Below are 24,454 nucleotides of genomic sequence, written 5' to 3' on the forward strand. Positions count from 1 at the left end.
TAATTGCGCGTAACACTTTAAAACCGACGGATTCTTCGTCGGTTTTTTGCTATCTGGCGCATGAAGATTGCAAAATTAACCACCGTCACTATTATTGACCGGTCATTGTCAGAGGCGAGTGCATGGAAACCCGAAAGAAAAATAACAGCGAGTTTATTCCCGTTTTTCAACGTTCTTTTTTAAAGCCGAAATACTGGGGAAGTTGGTTGGCGGTTGGCGCGCTGGCCGGCATGGCATTGCTTCCCGCTAAAGTGCGCGATCCGATTCTGGGCGGGTTGGGCAAGTTCGCCGGTAAGCTGGCGAAAAGTGCGCGCCGCCGTGCGCTGATCAATCTCTATTATTGCCTGCCGGAATTGAGTGAAGCGCAGCGCGAAGAGATTGCTGATCGTATGTTTGCCACCGCACCGCAGGCGATGGCGATGATGGCCGAATTAGGCATGCGTAATCCTGAGCATGTGCGCAAGCGTGTTGACTGGCACGGCCGGGAAATCATTGAGCAACTGCAGGCCAATAAAGAAAACGTCATTTTCCTGGTGCCGCATGGCTGGGGCGTGGATATTCCAGCGATGCTGCTGGCGTCTGAAGGCCAGATGATGGCGGCGATGTTCCACAATCAAAGCGATCCGTTAATGGATTATCTGTGGAATACCGTGCGACGCCGTTTTGGTGGCCGTATGCATGCGCGAAATGACGGCATTAAGCCGTTTATCGCGTCGGTGCGTCAGGGTTATTACGGCTATTATCTGCCGGACCAGGATCACGGTCCGGAACACAGCGAATTTGTGGATTTCTTTGCTACTTACAAAGCCACATTGCCTGCAGTGGGCCGCCTGATGAAAGTATGCCGCGCACGCGTTGTGCCGCTGTTCCCGGTGTACAACAGTGAAACCCATCGTCTGGAAATCTATGTGCGTCCGCCAATGGATGACCTGCTGGATGCCGATGACAATACGCTTGCTCGTCGCATGAATGAAGAAGTTGAAGTGTTCGTGCGACCGCATCCAGAACAGTACACCTGGATTCTGAAGCTGCTGAAAACGCGTAAGGAAGGGGATATCGAACCTTATGCGCGCAAAGATCTTTATCCTCGTAGGAAATAAACATGGGGCCGTCTGGCCCCTTTATCATTCTATTGCCGCCACGTGACTGCGACGTTTACGTTCGCGCAGGAACAGGGTCACAAGACCAAACCACAGCACGCCAGCGGCGAAGTTAATCCCGCTAAACCACGGTGTGCCGCCGCTGAAGTAGCCACTTTTCGCCAGCTCAATGCCTACCGCTAAGGTCAGAATACTGATCATCCCGAGCATCGCCGCCACGCTGCCTTTACCTTCGTTGCTGGAGTAAAGCGTCAAACGGTAAAGACCGGCATTCACCATGCCTGCGCCGAAAGCGTACAAGCTTAACCCGGCGGTCAGCAGCAGATAGGTGTGACTATCGAGCAAATTAGCCAGCAGCGAAATACTCAAACCAATCAGAATCGGCCAGGCGGCAAATTTCACCGGCTGCTCAATCGGCACGCGTCCAGCCAGTTTGCCGAGCGTGATGTTGCCGGCAATCATCGCCAGAAACACCGGCAACTGCAGCAGCGCATACTGCATGCGTGACAATCCTTCATCGTGCATCAGAATCACTGGCGACAGCGCTACCCACGTCAGGATCGGAATAAACACCAAACCAATGGCAAAAGATCCGTACATCACCTGACGATCGCGCGCCAAACGCGCATAGCCGCGCGCCAGCGTTGGCAGGGCGATAGAGTGACTGCGATCGCCAGCGGTTTCCGGCATGACGCGCCACAGCAGGGCAAACGCAATCACGCTGCAGATGGCAAACAGCCAGAACATGCTGCGCCACTCGCCAACGGTGAGCCACGCGGCTCCGGCCAGCGGACCAGCGAGCGGTGCCAACAGCGCGACGTTGGCCATCAGCGCCATCATGCGTACTGCCAGCGCTTCGTCAAAGGCTTCCTGCACCGCTGCGTAGCTGACGGCGCCAATAAAGCACAGGCTAATACCTTGCACAAAGCGCAGCGCGACAAACTCCTCAATGCTGCTCACCCACGTTGTCAGAATACAGGCGGCGGCAAAGAACAGGATGCCAAACAGCAGCACCGGCCGGCGGCCATATTTGTCAGAGAGCGGACCGAGCAGCCATTGCAGCACTACGCCGCCCATCAGATACGCGGTCAGCGAGGTCGAAACCCATTCCGGGCCGACGCTAAATTCAGACGTCACCAGCAGCATGCCGGGCTGAATCATGTCATGCGCGATATAGGTGGCGAACTCAAACAGTACCAGCGCGAGCGGGAACAGCAGCACGCGCCCGGTGAGTTGAGTAATAGGTTGATAGCGGGCCATCTGGCCTCCTTGTCAAAAAAATAAAAACGCGACTGCCAGGCAGTCGCGTTTGTCCATGTTGTTACAGCCGCTGTGGGTGGTGCGTATTAGTCTACGCGCAGTACACGGCTGGTATTGGTGGTGCCGGTGGTCGACATCACGTCGCCTTGGGTGACAATCACCAGGTCGCCTGAAACCAGGAAACCTTTTTCGCGCAGCAAATTCACTGCATCGTGCGCGGCAGCAACACCATCGTTGTTGCTGTCGAAGAACACTGGCGTAACACCACGGTACAGCGCCGTCAGGTTCAGCGTACGTTCGTGACGTGACATGGCGAAGATCGGCAAACCGGACGTGATACGTGAGGTCATCAGCGCGGTACGGCCCGATTCGGTCATGGTGATGATCGCTGAAACCCCTTGCAGATGGTTGGCAGCATACATCGCCGACATGGCAATCGCTTCTTCGACGTTATCGAACTGTACTTCCAGGCGGTGCTTAGAAACGTTAACGCTCGGGATTTTCTCTGCGCCGAGGCACACTTTCGCCATCGCTGAGACGGTTTCAGCCGGATACTGGCCAGCAGCGGTTTCCGCCGACAGCATCACCGCATCGGTACCATCCAGCACGGCGTTCGCCACGTCCATGACTTCGGCACGCGTTGGCATTGGATTGGTAATCATCGACTCCATCATCTGCGTGGCGGTGATGATGGTGCGGTTCAGCTGGCGCGCACGACGGATCAACGCTTTCTGAATACCCACCAGCTCAGGATCGCCAATCTCCACACCCAAATCGCCACGCGCAACCATCACTACATCAGAGGCAAGGATGATGTCATCCATCGCTTCCTGTGAGGCAACGGCTTCAGCACGTTCCACTTTCGCCACCAGTTTGGCGTCGCAGCCAGCGTCGCGCGCCAGACGGCGGGCATAATTCATATCTTCGCCGTTACGCGGGAAGGAGACCGCCAGATAATCCACGCCGATTTTCGCGGCGGTAACGATATCAACTTTGTCTTTCTCGGTCAGCGCATCGGCAGAGAGACCGCCGCCGAGTTTGTTGATGCCTTTATTGTTGGAGAGCGGGCCGCCGACGGTGACTTCGGTGAATACTTTTACGCCCTGAACTTCCAGCACTTTCAGCTGCACGCGACCGTCGTCCAGCAGCAGGATATCGCCGGGCACCACATCTTCTGGCAGGCCTTTATAGTCGATACCGACTTTTTCTTTATCGCCTTCGCCTTTGGTTAAATCAGCATCCAGCAGGAAACGATCGCCGACGTTGAGGAACACTTTGCCTTCTTTGAAGGTCGATACGCGAATTTTTGGGCCTTGCAGGTCGCCCAGGATCGCTACGTGACGACCCAGTTTCGCCGCGATTTCACGGACTTTATTGGCGCGCTGCTGATGATCTTCCGGTGTGCCGTGGGAGAAGTTGAGTCGTACAACGTTAGCACCCGCCGCGATGATTTTTTCGAGGTTGTTGTCGCGATCGGTGGCTGGACCGAGGGTTGTAACGATCTTGGTTCTTCTGAGACGTCTGGACATGAAGGACTCCGTTAGCAAAGTATCGTGTCGCTCTCAAGTGACACGTAGTGTTCATCTATTCTATATGATCGATGGGCTGTGATTCGACTCACATTGTGAATGTGATGTTAATTATTTTCCTGCGCCTGTTTCTCCAGGCGTGAATCTTTCAGCGCTTCTTTCACCCGTTTCAAATTTTCACGGAAAGCAGCGCCGCGCTCAAGGGTAAACCCTGTCGCCAGAACATCAATCACGGTTAATTGTGCGAGGCGGGAAACCATTGGCAGGTAGATATCGGTATCTTCGGGTACGTCGAGCGTCAAAGCCAGCGTGGCTTCCGCCGCCAGCGGGGAACCCGGAGAAGTGATAGCCAGCACAGTGGAAGCGTTTACACGCGCCAGGCGAGCCAGTTCTACCATATTTTTGGTGCGACCAGTATGTGAGATGAGAACAAACACATCGTTTGGACCACTATTTATGCAACTCATGCGCTGGATCACAATATCCTCTGACCAGATGACCGGCAGATTAAATCGCAAAAATTTATTGGTGGCGTCATGTGCCACCACGGCGGAGGCACCAAGGCCGAAAAAGGCAATTTTATGCGCCTTTGACAGCGCCTGAACCGCCTGACGAATCACCTGAGAATCGAGTTGCTGGCGGACGCGGCTGAGGCCCGCTAACGCGGAATCAAAAATTTTGTGGCTATAGCTTTCCACACTGTCATTTTCTTCCACATCGCGACTCACCCAGTTCGGGCTTTTGACCAGGCTCTGCGCGAGCTGCAATTTGAAGTCAGGGAAGCCGCGCGTGCCCATACGATGGCAGAAGCGATTCACCGTCGGTTCGCTGACGTCAGCGGCGCGTGCCAGCGTGGCGATGCTGGAGTGCATCGCCTGTTGCGGCGCGGCAAGAATCTGCTCTGCGACTTTACGTTCTGATTTGCTTAACGCATCGAGTTGCGCCTGAATCTGTTCCAGCATGGTTTAACCTAATGAGCGTCAATCACTTTTCCGCGTTCATCAATCAATGAAATCGCTGCCAATTCACAAGAATATACCGTGTAATAGCCCCTCGCACGCAGCGGAGGACAAATGTAAACGCGAATTTTTTGCGATACTTTGATCGCTGACGTGTTTTGCCACGACAAATATCGAAACAGAAAATGTGCTCAAATGGCACGCTACAACACACTTAACACCTTTATTACGTTCACAGTTAACGCCAGCAAAACACTGCGTTCGGGTTGTCCTAAACCCGCTAAAAACGTACATTGTGCTGTAAGAAAATTACAATAAGGACCTGGCGTGATGAGAACGCTCAAGCCGGGTATATCCTGCAACGAGGAGAGGAAAATGGCGGTTACACAAACAGCCCAGGCATGCGATCTGGTAATTTTCGGTGCCAAAGGCGATCTCGCGCGCCGTAAACTGTTGCCATCACTGTATCAGCTGGAAAAAGCCGGTCAGATTCATGAAACCACTCGCATTATTGGCGTGGGTCGCGCGGATTGGGATAAAGCCGCGTATACCAAAGTGGTACGTGAAGCGCTGGAAACCTTCATGAAAGAGAAGATCGATGAAGCGCTGTGGGATACCCTCAGCAGCCGTCTCGACTTCTGTAACCTCGACGTAAATGACACCTCGCATTTCACCAAACTGGGCAAAATGCTTGACCAGAAAAACCGCGTCACCATTAACTACTTCGCCATGCCGCCAAGCACCTTTGGCGCGATTTGCGACGGTCTGGGCGCCGCCAAGCTGAACGCCAAACCGGCACGCGTAGTAATGGAAAAGCCGCTCGGCACCTCATTGGAAACCTCACAAGAGATCAATGACAGCGTCGGCAAATACTTCGAAGAAGGCCAGGTTTTCCGTATTGACCACTATCTCGGTAAAGAGACGGTGCTCAACCTGCTGGCGCTGCGTTTTGCCAACTCCATCTTCGTCAACAACTGGGATAATCGCACTATCGATCACGTGCAGATCACCGTGGCAGAAGAGGTGGGCATCGAAGGCCGTTGGGGTTACTTCGACAAAGCCGGCCAGATGCGTGACATGATTCAGAACCACCTGTTGCAGATCCTCACCATGATTGCCATGTCGCCGCCGTCCGATCTGAGCGCGGATGCGATTCGTGATGAAAAAGTGAAAGTGCTGCGCTCACTGCGTCGTATTGATCAAACCAACGTGCGCGAGAAAACCGTACGCGGTCAGTACACCGCCGGCTTTGTGCAGGGCAAGAAAGTGCCTGGTTATCTGGAAGAAGAGGGCGCTAACAAGCAGAGCGCCACGGAAAGCTTTGTTGCTATTCGCGTGGATATCGATAACTGGCGTTGGGCTGGCGTGCCGTTCTATCTGCGTACCGGCAAGCGCTTGCCAACCAAATGCTCTGAAGTGGTGGTGTACTTCAAGAATCCTGAGATGAACCTGTTTAAGGATTCGTACGCTGAACTGCCGCAGAACAAGCTGACCATTCGTCTGCAGCCGGACGAAGGCGTGGATATCGAAATCCTGAACAAAGTGCCCGGACTCGACCACAAGCATAAACTGCAGACCACCAAGCTGGATCTGAGCTATTCCGAAACCTTCAACCAGTCGCATCTGGCCGATGCTTACGAGCGTCTGCTGCTGGAAACCATGCGCGGTATTCAGGCGCTGTTTGTGCGTCGTGATGAAGTTGAAGCAGCGTGGGGCTGGGTGGATTCGATCATTGATGCCTGGAGCGCCGATGCCGAAGCGCCGAAGCCGTATCAGGCGGGAACATGGGGACCGGTTGCCTCTGTCGCGATGATAACTCGCGATGGCCGTTCCTGGAACGAGTTCGAATAGAAACCTCGTGTTGAGCCCGCCAAATGTGCGGGCTTTTTTACGTCCAGAATTCATTTTTCTGAAAAGTGAACCAGAGTTTCAAAAAATTCTGATATCCGATGGACGCCGCTCCAGACGATCTTGTATGGTAGAGCCCAATTATTGACAGCGTGGCTAAACGCCGGGCTGATGCAACTAAGGAAACGTGATGAAGAACTGGAAAACAAGTGCTGAACAGATCCTGAAAACTGGCCCGGTCGTGCCGGTCATTGTGGTGAACAAGCTGGAACACGCGGTGCCGATGGCGAAAGCGCTGGTGGCTGGCGGTGTGCGAGTGCTGGAAGTGACGCTGCGTACCCCGGTGGCGATGGACGCGCTGCGTGCAATGATTAAAGAAGTACCGGAAGCGATTGTCGGTGCGGGCACGGTGATCAACACCCAGCAACTGAAAGAAGTCACTGACGCCGGTGCGCAGTTTGTCATCAGCCCAGGATTGACGGAATCGCTGCTGAAAGCCGCGGTTGAAGGTCCGGTGCCATTGATTCCAGGTATCAGCACGGTTTCAGAACTGATGACCGGCATGGATTACGGCCTGCGTGAGTTCAAATTCTTCCCGGCGGAAGCCAATGGTGGCGTGAAAGCATTATCCGCGATTGGCGGTCCGTTCCCGCAGGTGCGTTTCTGTCCAACCGGCGGCATCTCGCCAGCCAACTATCAGGATTATCTGGCGCTGAAAAGCGTGCTGTGCATTGGCGGTTCGTGGCTGGTACCGAATGATGCGTTGGAAAGCGGTGACTGGGATCGTATTACGCGTCTGGCGCGTGAAGCGGTTGAAGGCGCTCGCGCATAAGTTCATGAATCGGTCGCCATTGATGGCGACCACTTAGTCTTACTTAACCTACCACTTTTACCGCTGCCGCACTCGCCACGGCGCGCGCGATAGCGTCATCGGTGTTTTCACCGGTTGCCAAAGCCACGCCTAATCGGCGCTGACCGGCGATTTCCGGCTTACCAAACAGGCGCAGCTGCAATCCGGCACCCAGCGCGGCTTCGATATTTCCGAACACGACGTTCTGGCTGTGCAGCTCAGGCAAAATCACTGCCGACGCAGCGGGACCGTATTGACGAATGCCGCCAATCGGCAGGCCGAGGAAAGCGCGCACATGCAGCGCGAACTCAGACAGATCCTGCGAAATCAGCGTGACCATGCCGGTATCATGCGGACGCGGTGACACTTCGCTGAACACCACTTCATCACCGCACACGAACAGCTCCACGCCAAACAGGCCGTATCCACCGAGCGCTTTTACCACGTTAGCGGCGATATCCTGCGCGCGTTGCAGCGCCAGTTCACTCATCTGCTGCGGCTGCCATGATTCACGATAATCGCCATCTTCCTGACGATGACCAATCGGCGCGCAGAAGTGAATGCCATCTACTGCGCTGATGGTCAGCAGGGTGATTTCAAAATCAAACTTCACCACGCCTTCAACGATCACGCGGCCCGCACCGGCACGTCCGCCTTGCTGCGCATAATCCCAGGCTTTGTCCAACTGGCTGGCTTCGTGAATAAAGCTCTGGCCTTTACCGGATGAGCTCATCACCGGCTTAACGATGCACGGGAATCCAATCGCCTCAGCCGCGGCCACAAAATTCTCTTTGCTGTCAGCAAACTGGTAAGTCGAGGTTGGTAAGGACAACTCTTCCGCCGCCAGACGGCGAATGCCTTCGCGGTTCATGGTCAGACGTGCAGCGCGTGCGGTCGGCACCACTTTCTGACCTTGCGCTTCCAGCTCCAGCAGTTTTTCGGTGGCGATGGCTTCAATTTCTGGTACCACGAAGTGCGGCTTTTCCTCGGCAATCAGCGCGGCCAGCGCGTCGCCGTCCAGCATGTTGATCACATAGCTGCGATGCGCAACGTGCATCGCCGGAGCATCGGCGTAACGATCCACCGCGATCACTTCCACCCCAAGACGCTGGCACTCAAGTGCCACTTCTTTGCCTAATTCGCCTGAACCTAACAGCATAACACGCGTAGCGGCAGGGCGCAGCGCGGTTCCGAGAGTCGTCATAATTTCACCTTAGCAGTCAAAATGCGCGCGCAGTATAAACGAAAACGTTTGCGTACTCACGCTTTCGCCGCGATCAGGTTTGCCATACTTTTCCCGCTCTGACGTTAACTGACACAGCCTGCGGCAGCATGGAGAACGGAAAAGTAAACAGGAGTTAAACGATGAGCAATTGGCTGCAGCAAATTCAATCGGTGCTAGCGAAAAAGGGTGGAGACGGAAAATCGGGCGGTTTAAGTGACATGCTGGCCCCCGGCGCATTGGGCGGGCTGGCGGGATTGCTGGTAGGCAGCAAATCCACGCGTAAGCTGCTGACCAAATATGGCGGCAAAGCCTTGCTGTTGGGCGGTGGCGCGGCGGCGGGCGCGCTGTTATGGAACAAATACAAACAGCGCATACGTGAAACCCATCAGGACGATGCGGGCTTCGGCCAGCTGCAAACGCCGATGGATCAACGCGCAGAGCGTCTGGTCACGGCGCTGGTGTTCGCGGCGAAAAGTGATGGTCACATTGACGACCAAGAGCGTGCCGCAATTGAGCAAAATATCCAGCAGGCCGGCTACGGCGCACAAGCCGAAGCGCTGATCGAGCAGGCGATGAATCGCCCGCTCGATCCCAACTGGCTGGCCGCTGACGTAAAAAATGAAGAAGAGGCGCTGGAACTCTATTTCCTCAGCTGTGCAGCCATTGATGTCGACCACTTTATGGAGCGTAGCTATCTCTCCGCGCTCGGCGATGCGCTGAAAATTCCCCAGGATGTGCGCGACGGTATCCAGCGCGATATCGACGCGGAAAAAGCTGCTTAATTCCGTGCGAAGGTTGCATCCGCAGCCTTCGCTTTTCATCTTTGGCTTACCCTGCATAAAGTGATGCTGCGTGTAGCTTGGCATCGTGCGTGATTAGTGCCACGCTTGCTGAATGTTGTCCTTCAGGGAGAAGAGCCTAATGAATCAGCCACACGCGAAAAAAATTCCCCATGTCATGAAGCTGCACGGTGAAACGCGCATCGATAATTATCACTGGTTACGTGATGACGACCGCGAGAATCCAGAGGTGCTGGCCCATCTGCACGCCGAAAATGATTACGGCCATGCGATGATGGCGTCGCAGAATCCGCTGCAGGAACGGGTACTGAAAGAGATCGTTGACCGCATTCCACCGCAGGATCACTCGGTGCCCTATGTGAAAAACGGTTATCGCTATCAAAGCCGCTATGAAGTGGGCAACGAGTATCCGGCTTATTTCCGGCAGCCCGTTGACGCGCCAGCTGATGAGCCCTGGCAGCTGTTGCTGGATGGAAACCAGCGGGCTGCGCACAGTGATTTTTACACCATGGGCGCGCTGGCGATTACACCGGACAATCAGGTGATGGCCTTAGCGGAAGACTTCCTGTCGCGCCGCCAATACGGCATTCGCTTCCGTAATTTGCAGAGCGGTAGCTGGTATCCGGAAGTGCTGACCAATGCGTCATCCAGCGTTGCCTGGGCCAACGATTCCCGCACGCTCTATTACGTGCGTAAGCATCCGAAAACGCTGCTGGCGTATCAGGTGTGGCGCCATGAGCTGGGCCATCCGCAATCTGACGATCAGCTGGTGTATGAAGAGAAGGATGACTCTTTTCACCTCAGCGTGCATAAAACCACCTCCGAGCACTTCATTTTGATTGCGTTGTACAGCACCAACACCAGCGAGATTCTGCTGATCGACGCCGAATATCCGGATGCGCAGCCGCAAACCTTTTGTCCACGTCGCCGTGACCACGAATACAGCATCGATCACTACAATCATCAGTTCTATATCCGCTCAAATCGCGATGGCAAAAATTTCGGGCTCTATCGCAGCGCGTGGCTGGCGGAAGCACGCTGGCAATCGCTGATCCCGGCGCGTGACAACGTGGTGCTGGAAGATTTCCAGCTGTTTCGTCATTGGCTGGTAGTCGAAGAACGCCAGCACGGCGTAAACACCTTGCGGCAGATAAACTGGGAGAGCGGCGAAAGCTTTGGTATCGCCTTCGACGATCCCGCCTATGTCACCTGGCTTGCCTACAATCCTTCGCCGGAAAGCGACACCTTGCGCTACGGCTACTCTTCCATGACCACGCCGACCACCTTGTTTGAACTGAACATGGAAACCGGCGATCGTCGCGTGCTAAAGCGCACGCCGGTGCCGGGCTTCAAATCGGAGGATTACAAAAGTGAGCACCTGTGGATCACGGTGCGTGATGGCACAGAGGTTCCGGTTTCGCTGGTCTATCACCGCAAGCATTTCCAGCGCGGCAACAATCCGTTGCTGGTGTACGGTTATGGCGCTTACGGCAGCAGCATGGATGCCAGCTTTGGCACCAGCCGCATCAGCTTGCTGGAGCGCGGCTTCGTCTACGCGATAATTCACGTGCGCGGCGGCGGCGAGCTCGGCCAGCAATGGTACGACGGTGGCCGCCTGAAGAATAAAATCAACAGCTTCACCGACTTTATTGATGTCACCGAAGCGCTGGTGGCGAAGGGTTATGGTCATCGCCAGCAGCTCTACGCGATGGGCGGCAGCGCTGGCGGATTACTGATGGGCGGCGTGGTGAACATGGCGCCGGAGCTGTTCCACGGCGTGGTGGCGCAGGTGCCATTTGTCGATGTGGTGACGACGATGCTCGATCCGACAATTCCGCTGACCACCGGCGAGTACGATGAGTGGGGCAATCCCGAACAGGCGGAGTTCTATCACACCATTCGCCAATACAGTCCGTATGACAACATCGAGGCCAAAGCCTATCCGCATTTGCTGGTCACCACCGGTCTGCACGATTCACAGGTGCAGTATTGGGAACCGGCTAAGTGGGTGGCGAAACTGCGTGAGCTGAAAACCAATGATTCGCTGCTGTTACTTTGCACCGAGATGGATTCTGGCCACGGCGGTAAATCGGGCCGCTTCAAAGCGTATGAAGGGGTGGCGCAGGAGTTCACTTTCCTGATTGGCCTGGCGCAGGGCAGCTTGCCAGACCGCGTCGATTACTGATCGCTCTTCACATACTTGCGCAGCGCCTGCCGTAACGGTGGGCGCAAATCACGCACATTTTCCAGCACCCAGCGCAGATAGCCGGGATCTTTACGCGCGATACTGCCAATACTCTGACCGCGATATTTGCCGAACGGGAACACATCGCCGCTCACGGGCGCGGGCTGGCACAAATTCGCCATCTGCTCGGCGTTCCAGCCGGAGGTCTCCATAATGCGGATCAGCAGCGCAGCGGTGACGTAGCAGTCATACAATGCGCGGTGCGCATGCAGTTCGGCCGGTGGCGTGACATCCAGCTTCAGGCTGTGGCGCAGCGCCTGATTGCCATATTTGATGCCTGGCCACAGCTGACGCGCCAGCGTCATGGTGCAAATCCATTCGCCCGGCATAGTGGGCAACATGCGGCGATCAAAACTGGCGTTGTGCGCCACGTAATGCGGACTGCCGTGATAGCGGCCAATCGCTTCTTCGATAGTGGGTTTTCCCATCACCATCGCTTCCGTAATGCGATGTACCGCCATCGCCTGACGACTGATGGGGCGATCCGGGCAGATTAAGTCGCTCATCGGATTGACGATCTGACCATCAATGACATCCACCGACGCCACTTCCACCACGCCACCCTGCAGGCCGCAGGTTTCGGTATCAATTACACGTAACATAAATTACTTCTGCTTCGGTTCGTAGGGCAGGCGCGACAGGCTAAGCGAAGCCTGGCGATAGTTCATTAAGCGCTGACGAAACCAGTCACGCAGCGCTTCGGGCTGCTCGCGTTCCACCATTTCGGCAATCACCGGCATATTGTAGCGCTCTTTGAATGCAACGCCCGCGGCGGCCAGATCGACATTGACTTTGTCTTTCTCTTCCTGCGAGAGCAGGGCAAGGTTTTGGCTCATGCTTTTCTCCTGATAAACAGGGGCAAAAGTAATGGTTTCGGACCCTGGGATCAAGCGGATTGGATCGCACCGCAAGTCTCGACACCTGCGGATCGGCGGCGTATCCTGCTGCCACGTTTGCGGTGGTTTGCCGCATTTAATAGGGAAGAAGTCATGAAGAAAACTGCGTTCAACGCTGTCGTCGCGCTACTTCTGGCGTCATCAACGCTGGCCTTCAGCCAGGTTGCTATGGCACACGCTCACCTGAAAACCCCGGTCCCAGCCGACAAAGCGGTGGTGGAAACCTCCCCGCAGAATTTAACGTTGACCTTTACCGAGGATGTTGAAGCGGCATTCAGTGGCGTGGATGTGCTCAATGCACAACATCAACCGGTGGCGGTTGGAAAAGCCAAACTCAACGATAAACAACACGATCAGCTGATTGTACCGATCAGCCAGCCGCTGCCGTCGGGCAACTACCAGGTGAACTGGCATGTGCTGTCCGTTGATGGACATAAAACTAAAGGCAGCTACACCTTCAGCGTGAAGTGATTGATGAGTTTGAGCACGCTGTGGATTGGACTGCGAGCGCTGCATTTTATGTCGGTGCTGCTGCTCGCCGGTAGCGCCTTTTATACCGCTCTACTGGCGCCGCGCCGCTATCGTCCGCTGCTATCACAGCGTTTAGCTTTACTTCTCCGTACCAGCGCGCTGCTGAGTTTATTCAGCGCCCTGTTGATGCTGGCAACGCAAACCGGCTTGATGAGCGGCGACTGGCGTAATGTCAGTGACAGCGCAACCTGGCAGGCGGTGCTCAGCACGCGCTTCGGCCGGGTTTGGCGTTTGGAAATCGCTTTCGCACTGCTGAGCACGTTAGCGCTACTGCTGCGTGGCACACTGCGGCAAAATCTGCTGCTGTGCAGCGGCCTGTTGCAGTTGGTGGCGTTAGCCGGTGTTGGCCACGCCGCGATGCGCGATGGCTGGCCCGGATTGCTGCAACAAGGCAATCACGCGCTGCATTTGATTGCGGCTGCATTCTGGGCGGGCGGGTTAATGCCGCTGTTATTATTGATGCGTGAAGCGCGGCAGATCGCTTATCGCACCGATGCGATTCGCTGCATGATGCGCTTCTCACGTTACGGTCACCTGGCGGTGGCGCTCGCGCTGCTGACGGGCACCATTAATAGCGTGCTGATTGCCGGATCGCCGTTGCATTGGCAAGCCACGCTGTGGAGCGAACTGCTGGTGGTGAAAGTGCTGCTGGTCATGCTGATGATCGCTATTGCGCTGACCAATCGCTATCTGCTGGTGCCGCGCTTTCGCCTGGCGGCCAGTAGCGCAGCGCATCTGTTTATTCGCCTGACGCAGCTTGAGCTGCTGCTGGCCATTATTGTAATTGGGTTGGTGAGCGTGTTTGCCACGCTGTCACCGGCCTGAATGTAACATTCAAGAAGATGAAATGAGGTCGATATTTTGCTGAAGAAACTGATTCCAGCTTGCGTATTGATGGCGCTGTGCAGCCAGGCGATGGCGGCACAGATTATTACCGTCAGCCGTTTTGAGATTGGAAAAGACAAATGGCCTTTTACCCGCGAAGAGGTGATGTTGACCTGCGAGAAAGACGGCGCGCTGTTTGCGATTAACCCGGGCACTTTGTTGCAGTATCCGCTCAACGATAAAGCCTTTGCGCGCAAAACGGCCGGGCAGGGCACGCTGCAATCGATCGACACCATTGTCGCCGTTGATAAAGCCCATCCAGGCCAGAAAATGAGTCTGCAACCGATCATCGACCGCGCGCAGCAACTCTGCGGTAAGTAATCCCATATTCTCAGGCGTAGCGCACAATTCTGCCACTACGCTTGCTTCCTCGTTCTGTCACCACGATCACAGAGTTGTCACCTTTCGCAACCAAACCGCATGATTGGCTGGAAAACCAGCAATCCTGGTCTACCTTTAAATGGCAAGGCGTCCTCGCCTGCAAAAATGCCAACTTTTAGCGCACGGCTCCCAAAGAGCCATTTCCCTGGACCCGATACAGGAATCGTATTGGGTCTTTTTTTATCTGCATAATAATGAATTGTCTGCACGCGTTAGGCTTACCTTTATGCTGGCATCTACACTTAATTCTCTAAGCAACTCAGGAGGATTTATGTCTGATAGACCGATCGAAGCGGATGAGCTTGAAGAAGATACTAAGGTGAAGCCGGATGAGCATGAAAAAGACGATGAGAGTCTGGCACCGGAGTCAGGCGACAAGCAGCCTGATTGATGATTAAACCCACTTCGGTGGGTTTTTCTATTTTCTGTTTTTCTTTTTTATATGAAATAAAAATTTTTTTACCTTGCTACCTGGTAAGATAAATGCGTTAATGCGTCGTCGGTCTGAATAGCAGACAGTTAGAAGGTTAGTTCCCATTGTATTTCTCATCCCGGTTAGTGCCGCTTCAAGCCCTTTCTCTTTGAGTCTTATCCTAAGTTCTGATTCGTATCTGCAACTCGGCCCTTACGCCAATAGGCTCATTTAAAAGGTAAAAATTATGTCTAATAAAATTCTTGGAACGGTAAAATGGTTCAACTCAGAAAAAGGCTTCGGCTTTATTTCTCCTGAAAATGGCAGCAAGGACGTTTTCGTCCACTTCTCAGCCATTCAGGGCACTGATTATCGCTCACTTGATGAAGGTCAGCGTGTTGAGTTTTCAGTTGAAGATGGTCCAAAAGGTCCGTCTGCAACAAATGTATTAGGTCTGTAATTATTCGCATTTATAATCGTTTAAGATGTCCGCATTGCCAGAGTTCACAATATCGCACCTCCGCGTTCGATATTACGAAAATGAACCCACATGGCGCTAAATGTATTTTCTGCAAATCATCAATGATTGTGTTGAAAACTGCGTAATAGCGGATATTCTGCCCTGATAATTATCAGGGCTTATCAGGCAATTGCCTGATATCAGAATCATTAGCACTGCTCAGGCAGTGCTTTTTTATTTTAAATACCCCCGCACATCTTCACTTATTCCCACGTTTACCCTCTTACCCACATGCTACTTTTTCTCTTATTCCGAAATAAATTACCGTCGTAGAGAGAATCTTGCGAGATGCACAAGCCCGTTATCCTGATCGCCTTGCTGCTGAGTGGTTGCGCACTGAAACAGTATCCGCAGTCCGCCAAAGTGAGCGATGCCGAAGCGCAAACCTATGACTGTGCAGCACTGAATCAGGAGATCGCTAAAAGCCAAAGCGTTCAGCAGCAGATTGATAAAACCGGTGAGTTTGATGCGCTAACGGTATTAGGATTCGTCGGGGATTTTGGTATCGGTAACGGCATTGCAAAGGTCAGCGCTAACAGCAAAGTGAAGGCGCGCCTGGAGCAGTTGCAGAAACTGCAATCAGTGCGTTGCGCGCACGGTGCAACTTAATAATTAGCCTTCTGAGCATCTACCCCGACAATTTTGCGGTCAAATAGCTGCAGCCAGCATGCATGAAAAATGGTATAAAGTTGGCGCATCTGTTTTATTGCCGGTTAATAAGGATCCTTCATGGCAAACACACAATATCTTCTTTGGGTAATGATTGGCACGTTAACTCTGCTTTGTATCTTTATTGGTGTGGTCGTTGGGCGGGCAAAAACGCCGCGTATTGGAACAATGACTTTCGCGGGTTTATTAGCCTTCTTCTTAGTGGCGATATTTTTAATTACTCGCTAAAGCATTGAACGCTGTAACGAGCAATATTTGCTGGGATCATTTCTGTACAGTGTCCCAGCGACTACCATTACGGATGTGCCCCCAGCGTGGGATAATCTCCTGTTCTAACTGATAAATCAGAGCAAGGATGAGATTAAGATTATATCGCGTGACTTCATTATGATGAGTGATGCAAGGCGATGCTGATTCGATCAAATTGAAGTTTTGATATTTTTCAAGCAACTCCAGGTGAGGCAGAATCTCCTGTTCACGCTGATAATCAGCGAGAGCAGTAAATAGGTAAATATTCTTGTCCGTTTGGCGATCGCGTCGAATAGCGTTCGGCAAAAGCTTATTTAATAGCGAGATGGCTGCGGGCGTTGTCGATCCCATCATTGCGTCACCCACATTCGGCCACATTGTGGCTGCATAATCCCCGAGATAAAACTGTGGTACGGCAGTAATGATATTTTTAATATTATGCCTAACACCGAAATAGAGCGCCGCGCTGCCACCTTTTGAGGCGCCAACTATGGAAACGTTTGAGGGTGTTGTCAGCTCAATTACCGAGCGAATAAGCTGGCTTACCCCATGCTCAATTTCAAAATTCATATTGTTGCACAGATAGTAAGCGGGCAAGCCGTTGAAATCATCCTTAATCCACAACACCGCCGATTGAGTATGCTCCAAAAGGGTGAAATCGTAGATGGTGGGATCAGGAAGGTTAAACCCTGACATCACAATCAATAAATGCTGATTGTCTACTGAAGCCGGTTTATAGCGATAGTGTATATCGAGATGAGGGCGAAAATTAAAAATGCAATCAGTCACGGTCAGCGGCTCAGAGAAGGAATTCGCCCAAGACAGGCGACCAATTTGTCTGATAATTAAGAATGGCGATAGATGGAATAACGACGTGGCAGCATCCTGCCGCCACGAGAATATTCAGAGCGGTTTACGCGCGGCTAGCAAGAACATCATCGGGCGATCGCGTTCTTCCGCCAGCGCGGGATTGAGTGCAACCATCTCTTCGCTCGGGCCCCATTCATCAAGATGCACGATCTCAAATCCTGCGCCAATTAACGCATTGATCCAGGTTGCCAGCTTGCGATGTTGCTTCTTCACGCCATCGGCAAACCAGTTGCTGATGCGTTCCCCTTCCTGCTGGTAATGATTAACTGGCCAGCTGCGCTGCTGCTGTTCATCCACAATCCACTGCTGTTGAGTAGGTGCAGTGTAAATCGGATGCTCACAGGAAAACACCAGCGCGCCGCCCGGCGTTAGCGCCTCAAACACGGTTGCGAAGAGTGCGTCAATATTGCTGAGGTAGTGCAGCGCCAGCGAACTGTAGGCGAGATCATAGGATTCGTTCAGTTGCAGCGATTCTAAATCGGCGCGCTGATAGCGAATCCCGGTTCCCTGCGTCATGGTCGCGGCTTGCGCTAACATCTTCTCGGAAACGTCCAGACCCAGCACCTCACGCGCGCCTTGCTGCTGCGCGTAGCGGCAAAACCAGCCGTAACCGCAGCCGAGATCCAGAATACGTTTATCATGCAGGTCGGGTAGTAGCGCACGCAGTGCGGGCCACTCTGGCGCGCCGTCTAATCCCTTAACGGAACGTGGCAAGGTGGCGTAACCGGCAAAAAAAGTGGGGTTGTCGTAAATATTCTGGCTCATACAGGCTCCTTTATATGATGCGCAAAGGAGTTTAGGCGTTTAGCGCGGAATGTAAAGTCGCGTAATTATCCCACAAATAACAGATGTACCAGACGAGCGAGTGATTCCAGCAGCAGCAAGCTACCGATGAAAATAACGATTAATACACCAATGAATTGCTTCCGTCCGCTCATGCTGTTCCCTCCGCTGGCTAACCTTGCCGGACTATACTTTAAGCCGGGCTCACTAAACTTCCAGTCAACCGGGAAAGATTACATGCTTTACCAAAAGGTGAACGCGCAAATGTGGCGAAATATTTGGGTGGTTGGCGATCTGCACGGTTGCCGCGCCCAACTCGATGCGCAACTGCTCAAGCGGGATTTCGATAAGCAGCAGGATCTACTGCTGTCTGTGGGCGATTTAATCGATCGTGGCCCGGACAGCCCCGGCTGCTTAGCGCTGATGCAGGAGCCCTGGTTTCGCTGCGTGCGCGGCAATCATGAGCAGATGGCGCTCGCTGCGCTGGATGGGCGCGACCAAACCTTGTGGATGATGAACGGCGGCGAGTGGTTCTGGCAACTCAAAGGCGCAGCGTTGATTGCTGCGCGCCATGCGTTGAAGCGCTGTGCTGAGTTACCGTTGATCCTGCATCTGGATTTCGGCGATCGCGTGGTGGTGATTGCCCACGCCGATTATCCCGCCAGTCATTATGCGTTAGGGAAAGAGGTTGACTGGCAGCAAGTGGTGTGGAGTCGCGATCGACTGGGACGCCATCAACGCGGCAGTTCAGCCCACATCGATGGCGCCAGTGATTTCTACTTCGGCCACACGCCGTTAGAACAACCGCTCAATGTGGCGAATCAGCATTATATCGATACCGGCGCGGTCTTCGGCAATCGCCTCACCCTGGTGCAGTTGCAGTAACGCTTAGCGGAACAGACGTCCGTCGCGCACCAGTTCACGCGGATAGCTGTTTTTAATCCGATTACCCACTTTCTTCGCCAATCCCAGCGGCTGCTGCTGGTAAGTGACGATCACCTCATCCCGGCTGGGCAACGTGTCCGGATGAATATCCTGACCGCGATACCAGGTTTCCGCTTCTGCATCGGTGAGTTCGAAATCCAGCGCGCTGCCTGGTTGCGTCAACGCCACGACCGCTTCATGCTGCCAGCGATAGCCTTTCGGGAAGGTTTCGGCCAACTTGAGGCCGATGCGCGAGAAGCGCACTTTACCCAGCCAACCCTCCAGCGCCGCCGGGAACAGCCACAGCTCTTTATCGCGCTGCCACAGCGTGTGGTTGTCATCCCACTGCAAGCCGACTTTGGCCGCGGCCTGTTGCACTTCGGCGCTCAGCTTGCGGCTGGCCGGAGAGAAGGGCAGTTTGCCGACTTTGTAGGTTGGCGTTGGCAGCGCGGGAATGCTGGCGGTTTTACGCAGACGCGCAACGAAGAAACCTTCACTATCGAAAATCTGCGGGAATACGTGCAGGAAACCTTCGGCGGTTAACGCCTGATCGGCTCCGTCGAATAAACCGTTCAGCGGCACGATTTCAACCGCGTCGGGATAACGCTGCTGCAACCAATGAATCACCTGCTGATTCTCGATTTGATTCAGTGTGCAGGTAGAGTAAATCAGCGTGCCGCCTGGCTGTAAGGCATGGAAAGCGCTGTCGAGCAGATCGCGTTGGGTTTCCGCAATCGCTTCAGTGCTGGCCAGCGTCCAGTTACGCAACGCATCAGCATCTTTGCGCACCACGCCTTCGCCAGAGCAGGGCGCATCGAGCAGAATGGCATCGAAACGCTCCGGCAGCGCGGCGCCAAATACACGGCCATCAAAATGGGTCAGCGCAACATTGCTGACGCCACAGCGGCTGATGTTAGCGTGCAGCACTTTAACGCGGCTGGCCGAGTATTCGTTCGCCAGAATGGCGCCTTCATTGCGCATCAGCGCGGCCATCTGGGTGGTTTTAGAACCGGGCGCAGCAGCCACATCCATCACCTGACGCGCATCGGGTGCGGCGTCAAACAGCGCGGTAACCGGCAGCATCGAGCTGGCTTCCTGAATGTAGAACAGTCCGCTCAGATGCTCCGCCACGCTACCCAGCGGCAGCGATTCGTCGTCACGCTCGATCCAAAACCCTTCGGCGCACCACGGAATGGGCGATAAGCGCCAGCCATAGTCGGCGGTGCGGGCGAGGAAATCATCCACGCTAATTTTTAAGGTGTTGACGCGTAAGCTGCGACGCAGCGGTTGCTGGCTAATGGCGAGAAAGCGCTGCAGTTCGGCGTCGTCAGCAAGGCTGGCGCGCATCAGCGCGAGGAAATCTTCGGGAAAGCGATCGGACACGGGCATCTACCGGGAAACGAAATGAGCGCGAAGTGTAACACGCGAAAAAGAATCGGGCAGCCAGGCTGCCCGATTTGCTTAAGGTTAATGAGGGTCCGGAATCGCCGTGCCCCAGTCGCGCCACGCTTTCGGCGCTTCATCCTGTAGCAGGAAGTGTTTGTTGGCGCCGGCCTGCGGCGCTAATGGCACCGTCGGCGGCGTGGCAAACTGTACGCCGCCGCGAATGAACTGCTGGAAGGTGCCGGTTTTCAACACGCCGCCTATCAGACCGAAATCGAAGTTATAGCCGGAAGCCAGCCAGAACACCGAATTGTTGCGCACCAGATGCTGGTACTTTTTGCTGATACGCAGCGCGATCTGCACGCGATCCGCCATATTGCCCAGCGACGTTCCGGTGACGGTGCCCACTTCAACGCCCCGGAACAGCACTGGCGTGCCCACCGACAGCGATCCCGCGTCAGCGGCATCGACATATATCGTCAAGCCGTTCAGGTAGCGTGAATCGGTGATGGTGCTTTCCTGCAGTTCAAAGGTGCGCGCCGGCGAACCTTTGCCCGGATCGACGTTGAGATAAGGCTGCAGCAGCGTTTCGATATGGTTAACGCCCGCCGCAGAAATCTCCGGCGACACCACCGAGAAGCGGCTGCCGATGCGCGCGAAGTCCTGCACGTATTCCGGATAAAGCACCGCTTTGGCGACAACCTGATTGTTATCAGAACTCAGCGCCAGTGATTCAACCTGACCAATATTGATGCCGAGATAGCGAATCGGCATGCCCGCCGCCAGTTTGCTGGCATCGAAGGTGTGCAGCGTAATCTGGCTGCCAACTGCACGCGCCGCGGTTTCAGACGAGTAAAGCACGCGTTTCACGCCTTTCGCTGCCTGCGCGCCGGTGAGATTATCGAAACTGATCGCGCCTTTGAGCGCGCGGTTGAGCGGGGACGCTTGTACCGTCAAACCGCTGCCGTTGAGCTGCACTTTCGCGCCACCTTCGGCCCAGAACACGCTCTCGCTGGTCAGCAACTTGCGATACTGCGGCTGGATATGAATCGAGATTTCAAACGCATCCGCGCGCGGCACTACATCCACCACTTCACCGACCTGGAATTTGCGGTACAGCAGCACTGAACCGGCCTGTACATCCGGCAAGCTTTTGGCGGTAAGTTTCAGCGTAGTTGGCGGCTGTTCACCCACGATGCCTTCTTCGGCACGTTCCGCATCCGCATATAAAGGATAACGACTGGAAGGATTGCCTTTCTCGCCAGGAATCAGGCGAATGCCGCCATCTACCCACTCGCGCGCGCTGGCGCCCAGCACTTTCATCCCGTCAAGTCCAAACTTCACATCAAGGCGGCTATTCACCACAAACTTGCTGTCAGCGTGCACCAGATTACGGTGCTCCGGATCGATGGCCGCCACAAAGCTGATGCCATTTTCATCCAGCGTGCGTGAAATCACCTGACCGATTTTCATGCCATACAACATCACCGGCTGGCCGGCATCGATACCGTAGGTTTCCGGCGCGCTGAGTTTTACCGTCAGCACGTCAGGTTTCTGCAGCAGTGTTTCGCTGGCTGGCAACACGGTAAAGTGATCCTGCGGTTCGCCTTCGCCTGGCACCAGTTCAAAAGTATTACCGGTTAACAGGCTGCTGAGATTGGTGTCGGTCAGGCTGATCTTTGGCGTGCGCATTTCAATGCGCGTCCCGCTGCGCATCAAACCGGTTACTGAAGGATCAATCGTCAGCTCGCCGGTGACTTTGCCGCCATCCAGCAGGTTGAGTTTGGTTAAGGTGCCGACTTCCAGTCCCTGATACATCAGCGGTGTGCTATCGGCTTTCAGGTTATCGCCGCTCGGCAGGTTCAGTTTCACTTGCACGCCGCGCTGACTGCGCGCCAAATCCGGATAGAGCTGGTAGTTGGCATCCACCTGAGCTTGCTCGCCGTCATTGGGTGAATCGAAGGCAATCGCGCCATTCACTAACGCGGCCAGGCTTTCCAGCTTCACTTTGGCACCGCTCAGGCTGACATCCGCATCAACGCCGGAAACATTCCAGAAGCGGCTCTGCTTTTTCACCAGATTGATAAAGCGGCGCTCAATCAGCACATCAATGGTGACGCCGTCGGTGCTGTTGTTGAGGCTGTAATCGTAAACGCGACCCACCGGAATTTTGCGGTAATAAACCAGCGAACCGGTGTTGAGCGAGCCGAGGTCGGGCGCGCGCAGGTGGATAAGCAGTTCGCCGGTATTAACGCGATACTTCGGTTGGGTATCGAGTGCGGTGAAGTGATCGCTCTCTTTACCTTTACCCGGCATCATGCCGATGTAGTTACCGCCGACCAGCGCATCAAGCCCGGAGACGCCCGCCAATGACGCTTTCGGCGTCACCAGCCAGAACTGAGTGTCTTCACGCAGTGCATCGCGCATGTCGCTTTTGATGCTGGCTTTAATCTGGATGCTGCGATAGTCATCACTCAGCACAATGCCTTGCACCGTACCCACTTCCACGCCCTGATAACGAATCGGCGTACGGCCTGGCACAATCCCGTCGGCAGTCTGGAAGTTAATGGTGATCGTCGTACCGCGCTCCTGATAGTTGGTCCATAGCAGCCAGCCAGCAATCAGCAGGGCGATGATGGGCAATAACCAGAATGGCGAAATCTTGCGCTTGTTGCGCAGATTGGCGCTAGTCGGTGTAGTCGGCGTTTCCTGTTGCATGTGCATCCCAGATCAGGCGGCTATCAAGCCACTCTACAGCCATAATGGTCAGGACAACGGCGGCACCAAAATAGAAGGCGGCCGGTCCCATGGTGAAAGCCAGCAGCTGATCACGATTGACCAGCGACATGGTTACAGCAATGACGAACAGATCCAGCATCGACCAGCGGCCCACCCAGGTGACGGCGCGCAGCAGGCGAATGCGGGTTTTTAAGCCCTGTTCGCATTTAAAGTGAATGCTGAGTAACAGAGTCAACATCACTAACACTTTGGTAAAGGGCACCAGAATGCTGGCGATAAACACCACCGCGGCCACCGGTATATTGCCCGATGCCAGTCCCAGAATGCCGGAGAAGATGGTGTCTTCACGGCGTGCGCCATTAACATAGACCACCGAAATCGGCAGCAAATTGGCGGGGATCAGCAGCACAATCGAGGCGATGAGCGCCGCCCAGGATTTCTGCAAACTGTGGCGTCGGCGGTAGTCAAGCGGCGTGTGGCAACGCGTGCAGCGCCCACGCTCATCGGCTACACCGGTTTGATGGCAATTCAGGCACACTTGCCACTCTTCAGGCGGGGAGGTGGGCATCGCTTGCGGATAATAGTGTTCCCACAGTTGCTCGACGTTCAGGTGGATCAGCGTCAGCAGGCTCAGCACCGTCAGCGCAATATAGGCCACTAAACCGTAGCCCACTTCCAGTGAGGCGTAATCCTGCACTTTGATCGATGCCACCGCCACGCCGACCAGATAGATATCCAGCATCACCCACTCTTTGAGCTTGTCCATCATCAGCAGGACCGGGCGCAGGTTCATTCCGAGCGCGTTGCCCACCCACAGATAGAGAATGCCGATGACCAGCGTAACCGGCGCGCCAATGGTGCAAAACGCCACCATTGAAGCGGTGAGGTTGTTGCCTTGCTGCGTCATTTGGATTACGCCCTCCAGCAGGCTGGCGTTAATACGCATGCCCAGCAGGCGAATATCAACCAACGGCAAGCTAAAGGCGAACGGCATCAATACGATCATGACCACCGCCATGGCGGTGAGTCGCGTCATCGACCAGTCACGACCGCTCTGAATTTGTGCATGGCAGCGCGGGCAATAGGCTGTCTGATGCGATTTCACATCCGGTAAGGAAAAAAGGGTATCGCATTGCGGACAACGCTGATAACGTGCGTGGGGCAACGTCTGGCTGATAGCGTGAATTTTCATAGGTGACGCAAGTGCCCATCGTTCGTTACGGTTACCGGCATGCTGAGTAGCGCAAAGTTGCCTGCAATATTCGGTGGTACCAGAATACGCTTATCCACCGACTGCTAAGGGTATAGTAACTAACAGAATGATTCACCTTCTGCGCCTGGATTATTAGTGCTTATTTTAACAACTGAGTGACAACAAGGTCACCCCAGTGACGAG

24 protein-coding genes are annotated in these 24,454 nt (G+C 54.5%); 13 read left to right on the forward strand and 11 right to left on the reverse strand.

Features of this window, described 5'->3' with window-relative positions; all coding sequences use genetic code 11:
- The first annotated feature begins 122 nt into the window (after window positions 1-122).
- Complete coding sequence (gene lpxM, locus PZBJ_RS21250; RefSeq protein WP_101764161.1) at window positions 123-1,100, forward strand: lauroyl-Kdo(2)-lipid IV(A) myristoyltransferase; 978 nt, start codon at window positions 123-125, stop codon at window positions 1,098-1,100.
- A gap of 24 nt (window positions 1,101-1,124) precedes the next feature.
- Here lpxM and PZBJ_RS21255 read toward each other — a convergent pair whose 3' ends face one another.
- The 3 genes from PZBJ_RS21255 to PZBJ_RS21265 form a co-directional block, all read right to left on the reverse strand.
- Window positions 1,125-2,360: an MFS transporter gene (locus PZBJ_RS21255; protein ID WP_101764162.1), complete on the reverse strand. Its 1,236-nt coding sequence runs from the start codon at window positions 2,358-2,360 to the stop codon at window positions 1,125-1,127.
- Window positions 2,361-2,446: 86 nt separating this feature from the next.
- Window positions 2,447-3,889, reverse strand: coding sequence for a pyruvate kinase (gene pyk, locus PZBJ_RS21260; RefSeq protein ID WP_101764163.1), 1,443 nt, complete (start codon window positions 3,887-3,889; stop codon window positions 2,447-2,449).
- A 107-nt stretch (window positions 3,890-3,996) separates the two neighbouring features.
- Window positions 3,997-4,851, reverse strand: a complete 855-nt coding sequence (locus tag PZBJ_RS21265) for a MurR/RpiR family transcriptional regulator (protein WP_101764164.1) — start codon at window positions 4,849-4,851, stop codon at window positions 3,997-3,999.
- Window positions 4,852-5,223: 372 nt separating this feature from the next.
- Between PZBJ_RS21265 and zwf the strand changes: the two genes are divergently transcribed.
- Both zwf and PZBJ_RS21275 read left to right on the forward strand, forming a co-directional pair.
- Window positions 5,224-6,699: a glucose-6-phosphate dehydrogenase gene (zwf, locus tag PZBJ_RS21270; protein WP_064738913.1), complete on the forward strand. Its 1,476-nt coding sequence runs from the start codon at window positions 5,224-5,226 to the stop codon at window positions 6,697-6,699.
- A 187-nt stretch (window positions 6,700-6,886) separates the two neighbouring features.
- Window positions 6,887-7,528 carry a bifunctional 4-hydroxy-2-oxoglutarate aldolase/2-dehydro-3-deoxy-phosphogluconate aldolase gene (locus tag PZBJ_RS21275; protein ID WP_101764165.1) on the forward strand — a complete coding sequence of 214 codons (642 nt, stop codon included), beginning with the start codon at window positions 6,887-6,889 and terminating at the stop codon, window positions 7,526-7,528.
- A 43-nt stretch (window positions 7,529-7,571) separates the two neighbouring features.
- Here the strand turns inward: PZBJ_RS21275 and purT are convergent, their stop codons facing one another.
- Window positions 7,572-8,750 carry a formate-dependent phosphoribosylglycinamide formyltransferase gene (gene purT, locus PZBJ_RS21280; protein WP_101764166.1) on the reverse strand — a complete coding sequence of 393 codons (1,179 nt, stop codon included), beginning with the start codon at window positions 8,748-8,750 and terminating at the stop codon, window positions 7,572-7,574.
- 161 nt (window positions 8,751-8,911) lie between these two features.
- On the opposite strand from purT, the gene PZBJ_RS21285 reads away from it, so the two are divergent.
- Window positions 8,912-9,553 carry a tellurite resistance TerB family protein gene (locus PZBJ_RS21285; RefSeq protein ID WP_101764167.1) on the forward strand — a complete coding sequence of 214 codons (642 nt, stop codon included), beginning with the start codon at window positions 8,912-8,914 and terminating at the stop codon, window positions 9,551-9,553.
- A 139-nt stretch (window positions 9,554-9,692) separates the two neighbouring features.
- Window positions 9,693-11,756 carry a prolyl oligopeptidase family serine peptidase gene (locus tag PZBJ_RS21290; protein ID WP_101764168.1) on the forward strand — a complete coding sequence of 688 codons (2,064 nt, stop codon included), beginning with the start codon at window positions 9,693-9,695 and terminating at the stop codon, window positions 11,754-11,756.
- Here the strand turns inward: PZBJ_RS21290 and exoX are convergent.
- Window positions 11,750-12,418 carry an exodeoxyribonuclease X gene (gene exoX, locus PZBJ_RS21295; RefSeq protein WP_101764169.1) on the reverse strand — a complete coding sequence of 223 codons (669 nt, stop codon included), beginning with the start codon at window positions 12,416-12,418 and terminating at the stop codon, window positions 11,750-11,752. The two genes, PZBJ_RS21290 and exoX, sit on opposite strands and share 7 nt — an antisense overlap.
- A gap of 3 nt (window positions 12,419-12,421) precedes the next feature.
- On the reverse strand, window positions 12,422-12,652 hold the full coding sequence (locus PZBJ_RS21300) for a DNA polymerase III subunit theta (protein ID WP_008110458.1): 231 nt from the start codon (window positions 12,650-12,652) through the stop codon (window positions 12,422-12,424).
- 153 nt (window positions 12,653-12,805) lie between these two features.
- Between PZBJ_RS21300 and copC the strand changes: the two genes are divergently transcribed.
- The 7 genes from copC to PZBJ_RS24255 all read left to right on the forward strand — a co-directional run bounded on the left by copC (window position 12,806) and on the right by PZBJ_RS24255 (window position 16,338).
- On the forward strand, window positions 12,806-13,183 hold the full coding sequence (gene copC / locus PZBJ_RS21305) for a copper homeostasis periplasmic binding protein CopC (RefSeq protein ID WP_101764170.1): 378 nt from the start codon (window positions 12,806-12,808) through the stop codon (window positions 13,181-13,183).
- A 3-nt stretch (window positions 13,184-13,186) separates the two neighbouring features.
- Entirely contained in the window at window positions 13,187-14,068 is an 882-nt protein-coding gene (gene copD / locus PZBJ_RS21310) for a copper homeostasis membrane protein CopD (RefSeq protein WP_101764171.1), read from the forward strand.
- A gap of 33 nt (window positions 14,069-14,101) precedes the next feature.
- On the forward strand, window positions 14,102-14,449 hold the full coding sequence (locus PZBJ_RS21315) for a YebY family protein (RefSeq protein ID WP_061718597.1): 348 nt from the start codon (window positions 14,102-14,104) through the stop codon (window positions 14,447-14,449).
- Window positions 14,450-15,168: 719 nt separating this feature from the next.
- Window positions 15,169-15,381: a transcription antiterminator/RNA stability regulator CspE gene (cspE, locus tag PZBJ_RS21325; RefSeq protein ID WP_007889586.1), complete on the forward strand. Its 213-nt coding sequence runs from the start codon at window positions 15,169-15,171 to the stop codon at window positions 15,379-15,381.
- A gap of 2 nt (window positions 15,382-15,383) precedes the next feature.
- Entirely contained in the window at window positions 15,384-15,527 is a 144-nt protein-coding gene (ymcF, locus tag PZBJ_RS24435; RefSeq protein ID WP_101764610.1) for a cold shock small protein YmcF, read from the forward strand.
- 202 nt (window positions 15,528-15,729) lie between these two features.
- The gene (locus PZBJ_RS21335) at window positions 15,730-16,050 is read left to right on the forward strand and encodes a hypothetical protein (RefSeq protein WP_101764174.1); all 321 of its coding nucleotides are present in this window, start codon (window positions 15,730-15,732) and stop codon (window positions 16,048-16,050) included.
- A gap of 120 nt (window positions 16,051-16,170) precedes the next feature.
- Complete coding sequence (locus PZBJ_RS24255) at window positions 16,171-16,338, forward strand: hypothetical protein (RefSeq protein ID WP_167391209.1); 168 nt, start codon at window positions 16,171-16,173, stop codon at window positions 16,336-16,338.
- 36 nt (window positions 16,339-16,374) lie between these two features.
- On the opposite strand, the gene PZBJ_RS21340 is transcribed toward PZBJ_RS24255, so the two are convergent.
- Both PZBJ_RS21340 and PZBJ_RS21345 read right to left on the reverse strand, forming a co-directional pair.
- Complete coding sequence (locus tag PZBJ_RS21340; RefSeq protein ID WP_101764175.1) at window positions 16,375-17,148, reverse strand: hypothetical protein; 774 nt, start codon at window positions 17,146-17,148, stop codon at window positions 16,375-16,377.
- A 114-nt stretch (window positions 17,149-17,262) separates the two neighbouring features.
- On the reverse strand, window positions 17,263-17,994 hold the full coding sequence (locus PZBJ_RS21345; protein WP_101764176.1) for a class I SAM-dependent methyltransferase: 732 nt from the start codon (window positions 17,992-17,994) through the stop codon (window positions 17,263-17,265).
- Window positions 17,995-18,249: 255 nt separating this feature from the next.
- Here PZBJ_RS21345 and PZBJ_RS21350 point away from each other — a divergent pair, with 255 nt between their 5' ends.
- Window positions 18,250-18,897: a metallophosphoesterase gene (locus PZBJ_RS21350; protein WP_101764177.1), complete on the forward strand. Its 648-nt coding sequence runs from the start codon at window positions 18,250-18,252 to the stop codon at window positions 18,895-18,897.
- A 3-nt stretch (window positions 18,898-18,900) separates the two neighbouring features.
- Here the strand turns inward: PZBJ_RS21350 and rsmF are convergent, their stop codons facing one another.
- The 3 genes from rsmF to yebS all read right to left on the reverse strand — a co-directional run bounded on the left by rsmF (window position 18,901) and on the right by yebS (window position 24,250).
- Window positions 18,901-20,325 carry a 16S rRNA (cytosine(1407)-C(5))-methyltransferase RsmF gene (gene rsmF / locus PZBJ_RS21355; RefSeq protein ID WP_101764178.1) on the reverse strand — a complete coding sequence of 475 codons (1,425 nt, stop codon included), beginning with the start codon at window positions 20,323-20,325 and terminating at the stop codon, window positions 18,901-18,903.
- A 78-nt stretch (window positions 20,326-20,403) separates the two neighbouring features.
- On the reverse strand, window positions 20,404-23,037 hold the full coding sequence (locus PZBJ_RS21360; protein WP_101764611.1) for a PqiB family protein: 2,634 nt from the start codon (window positions 23,035-23,037) through the stop codon (window positions 20,404-20,406).
- Window positions 23,006-24,250, reverse strand: coding sequence for a membrane integrity lipid transport subunit YebS (gene yebS, locus PZBJ_RS21365; protein WP_101764179.1), 1,245 nt, complete (start codon window positions 24,248-24,250; stop codon window positions 23,006-23,008). Before yebS ends, PZBJ_RS21360 begins: the two co-directional genes overlap by 32 nt.
- Window positions 24,251-24,454 lie beyond the last annotated feature (204 nt).

It is taken from the genome of Pantoea endophytica (assembly GCF_002858935.1).
Lineage (GTDB): Bacteria > Pseudomonadota > Gammaproteobacteria > Enterobacterales > Enterobacteriaceae > Pantoea > Pantoea leporis.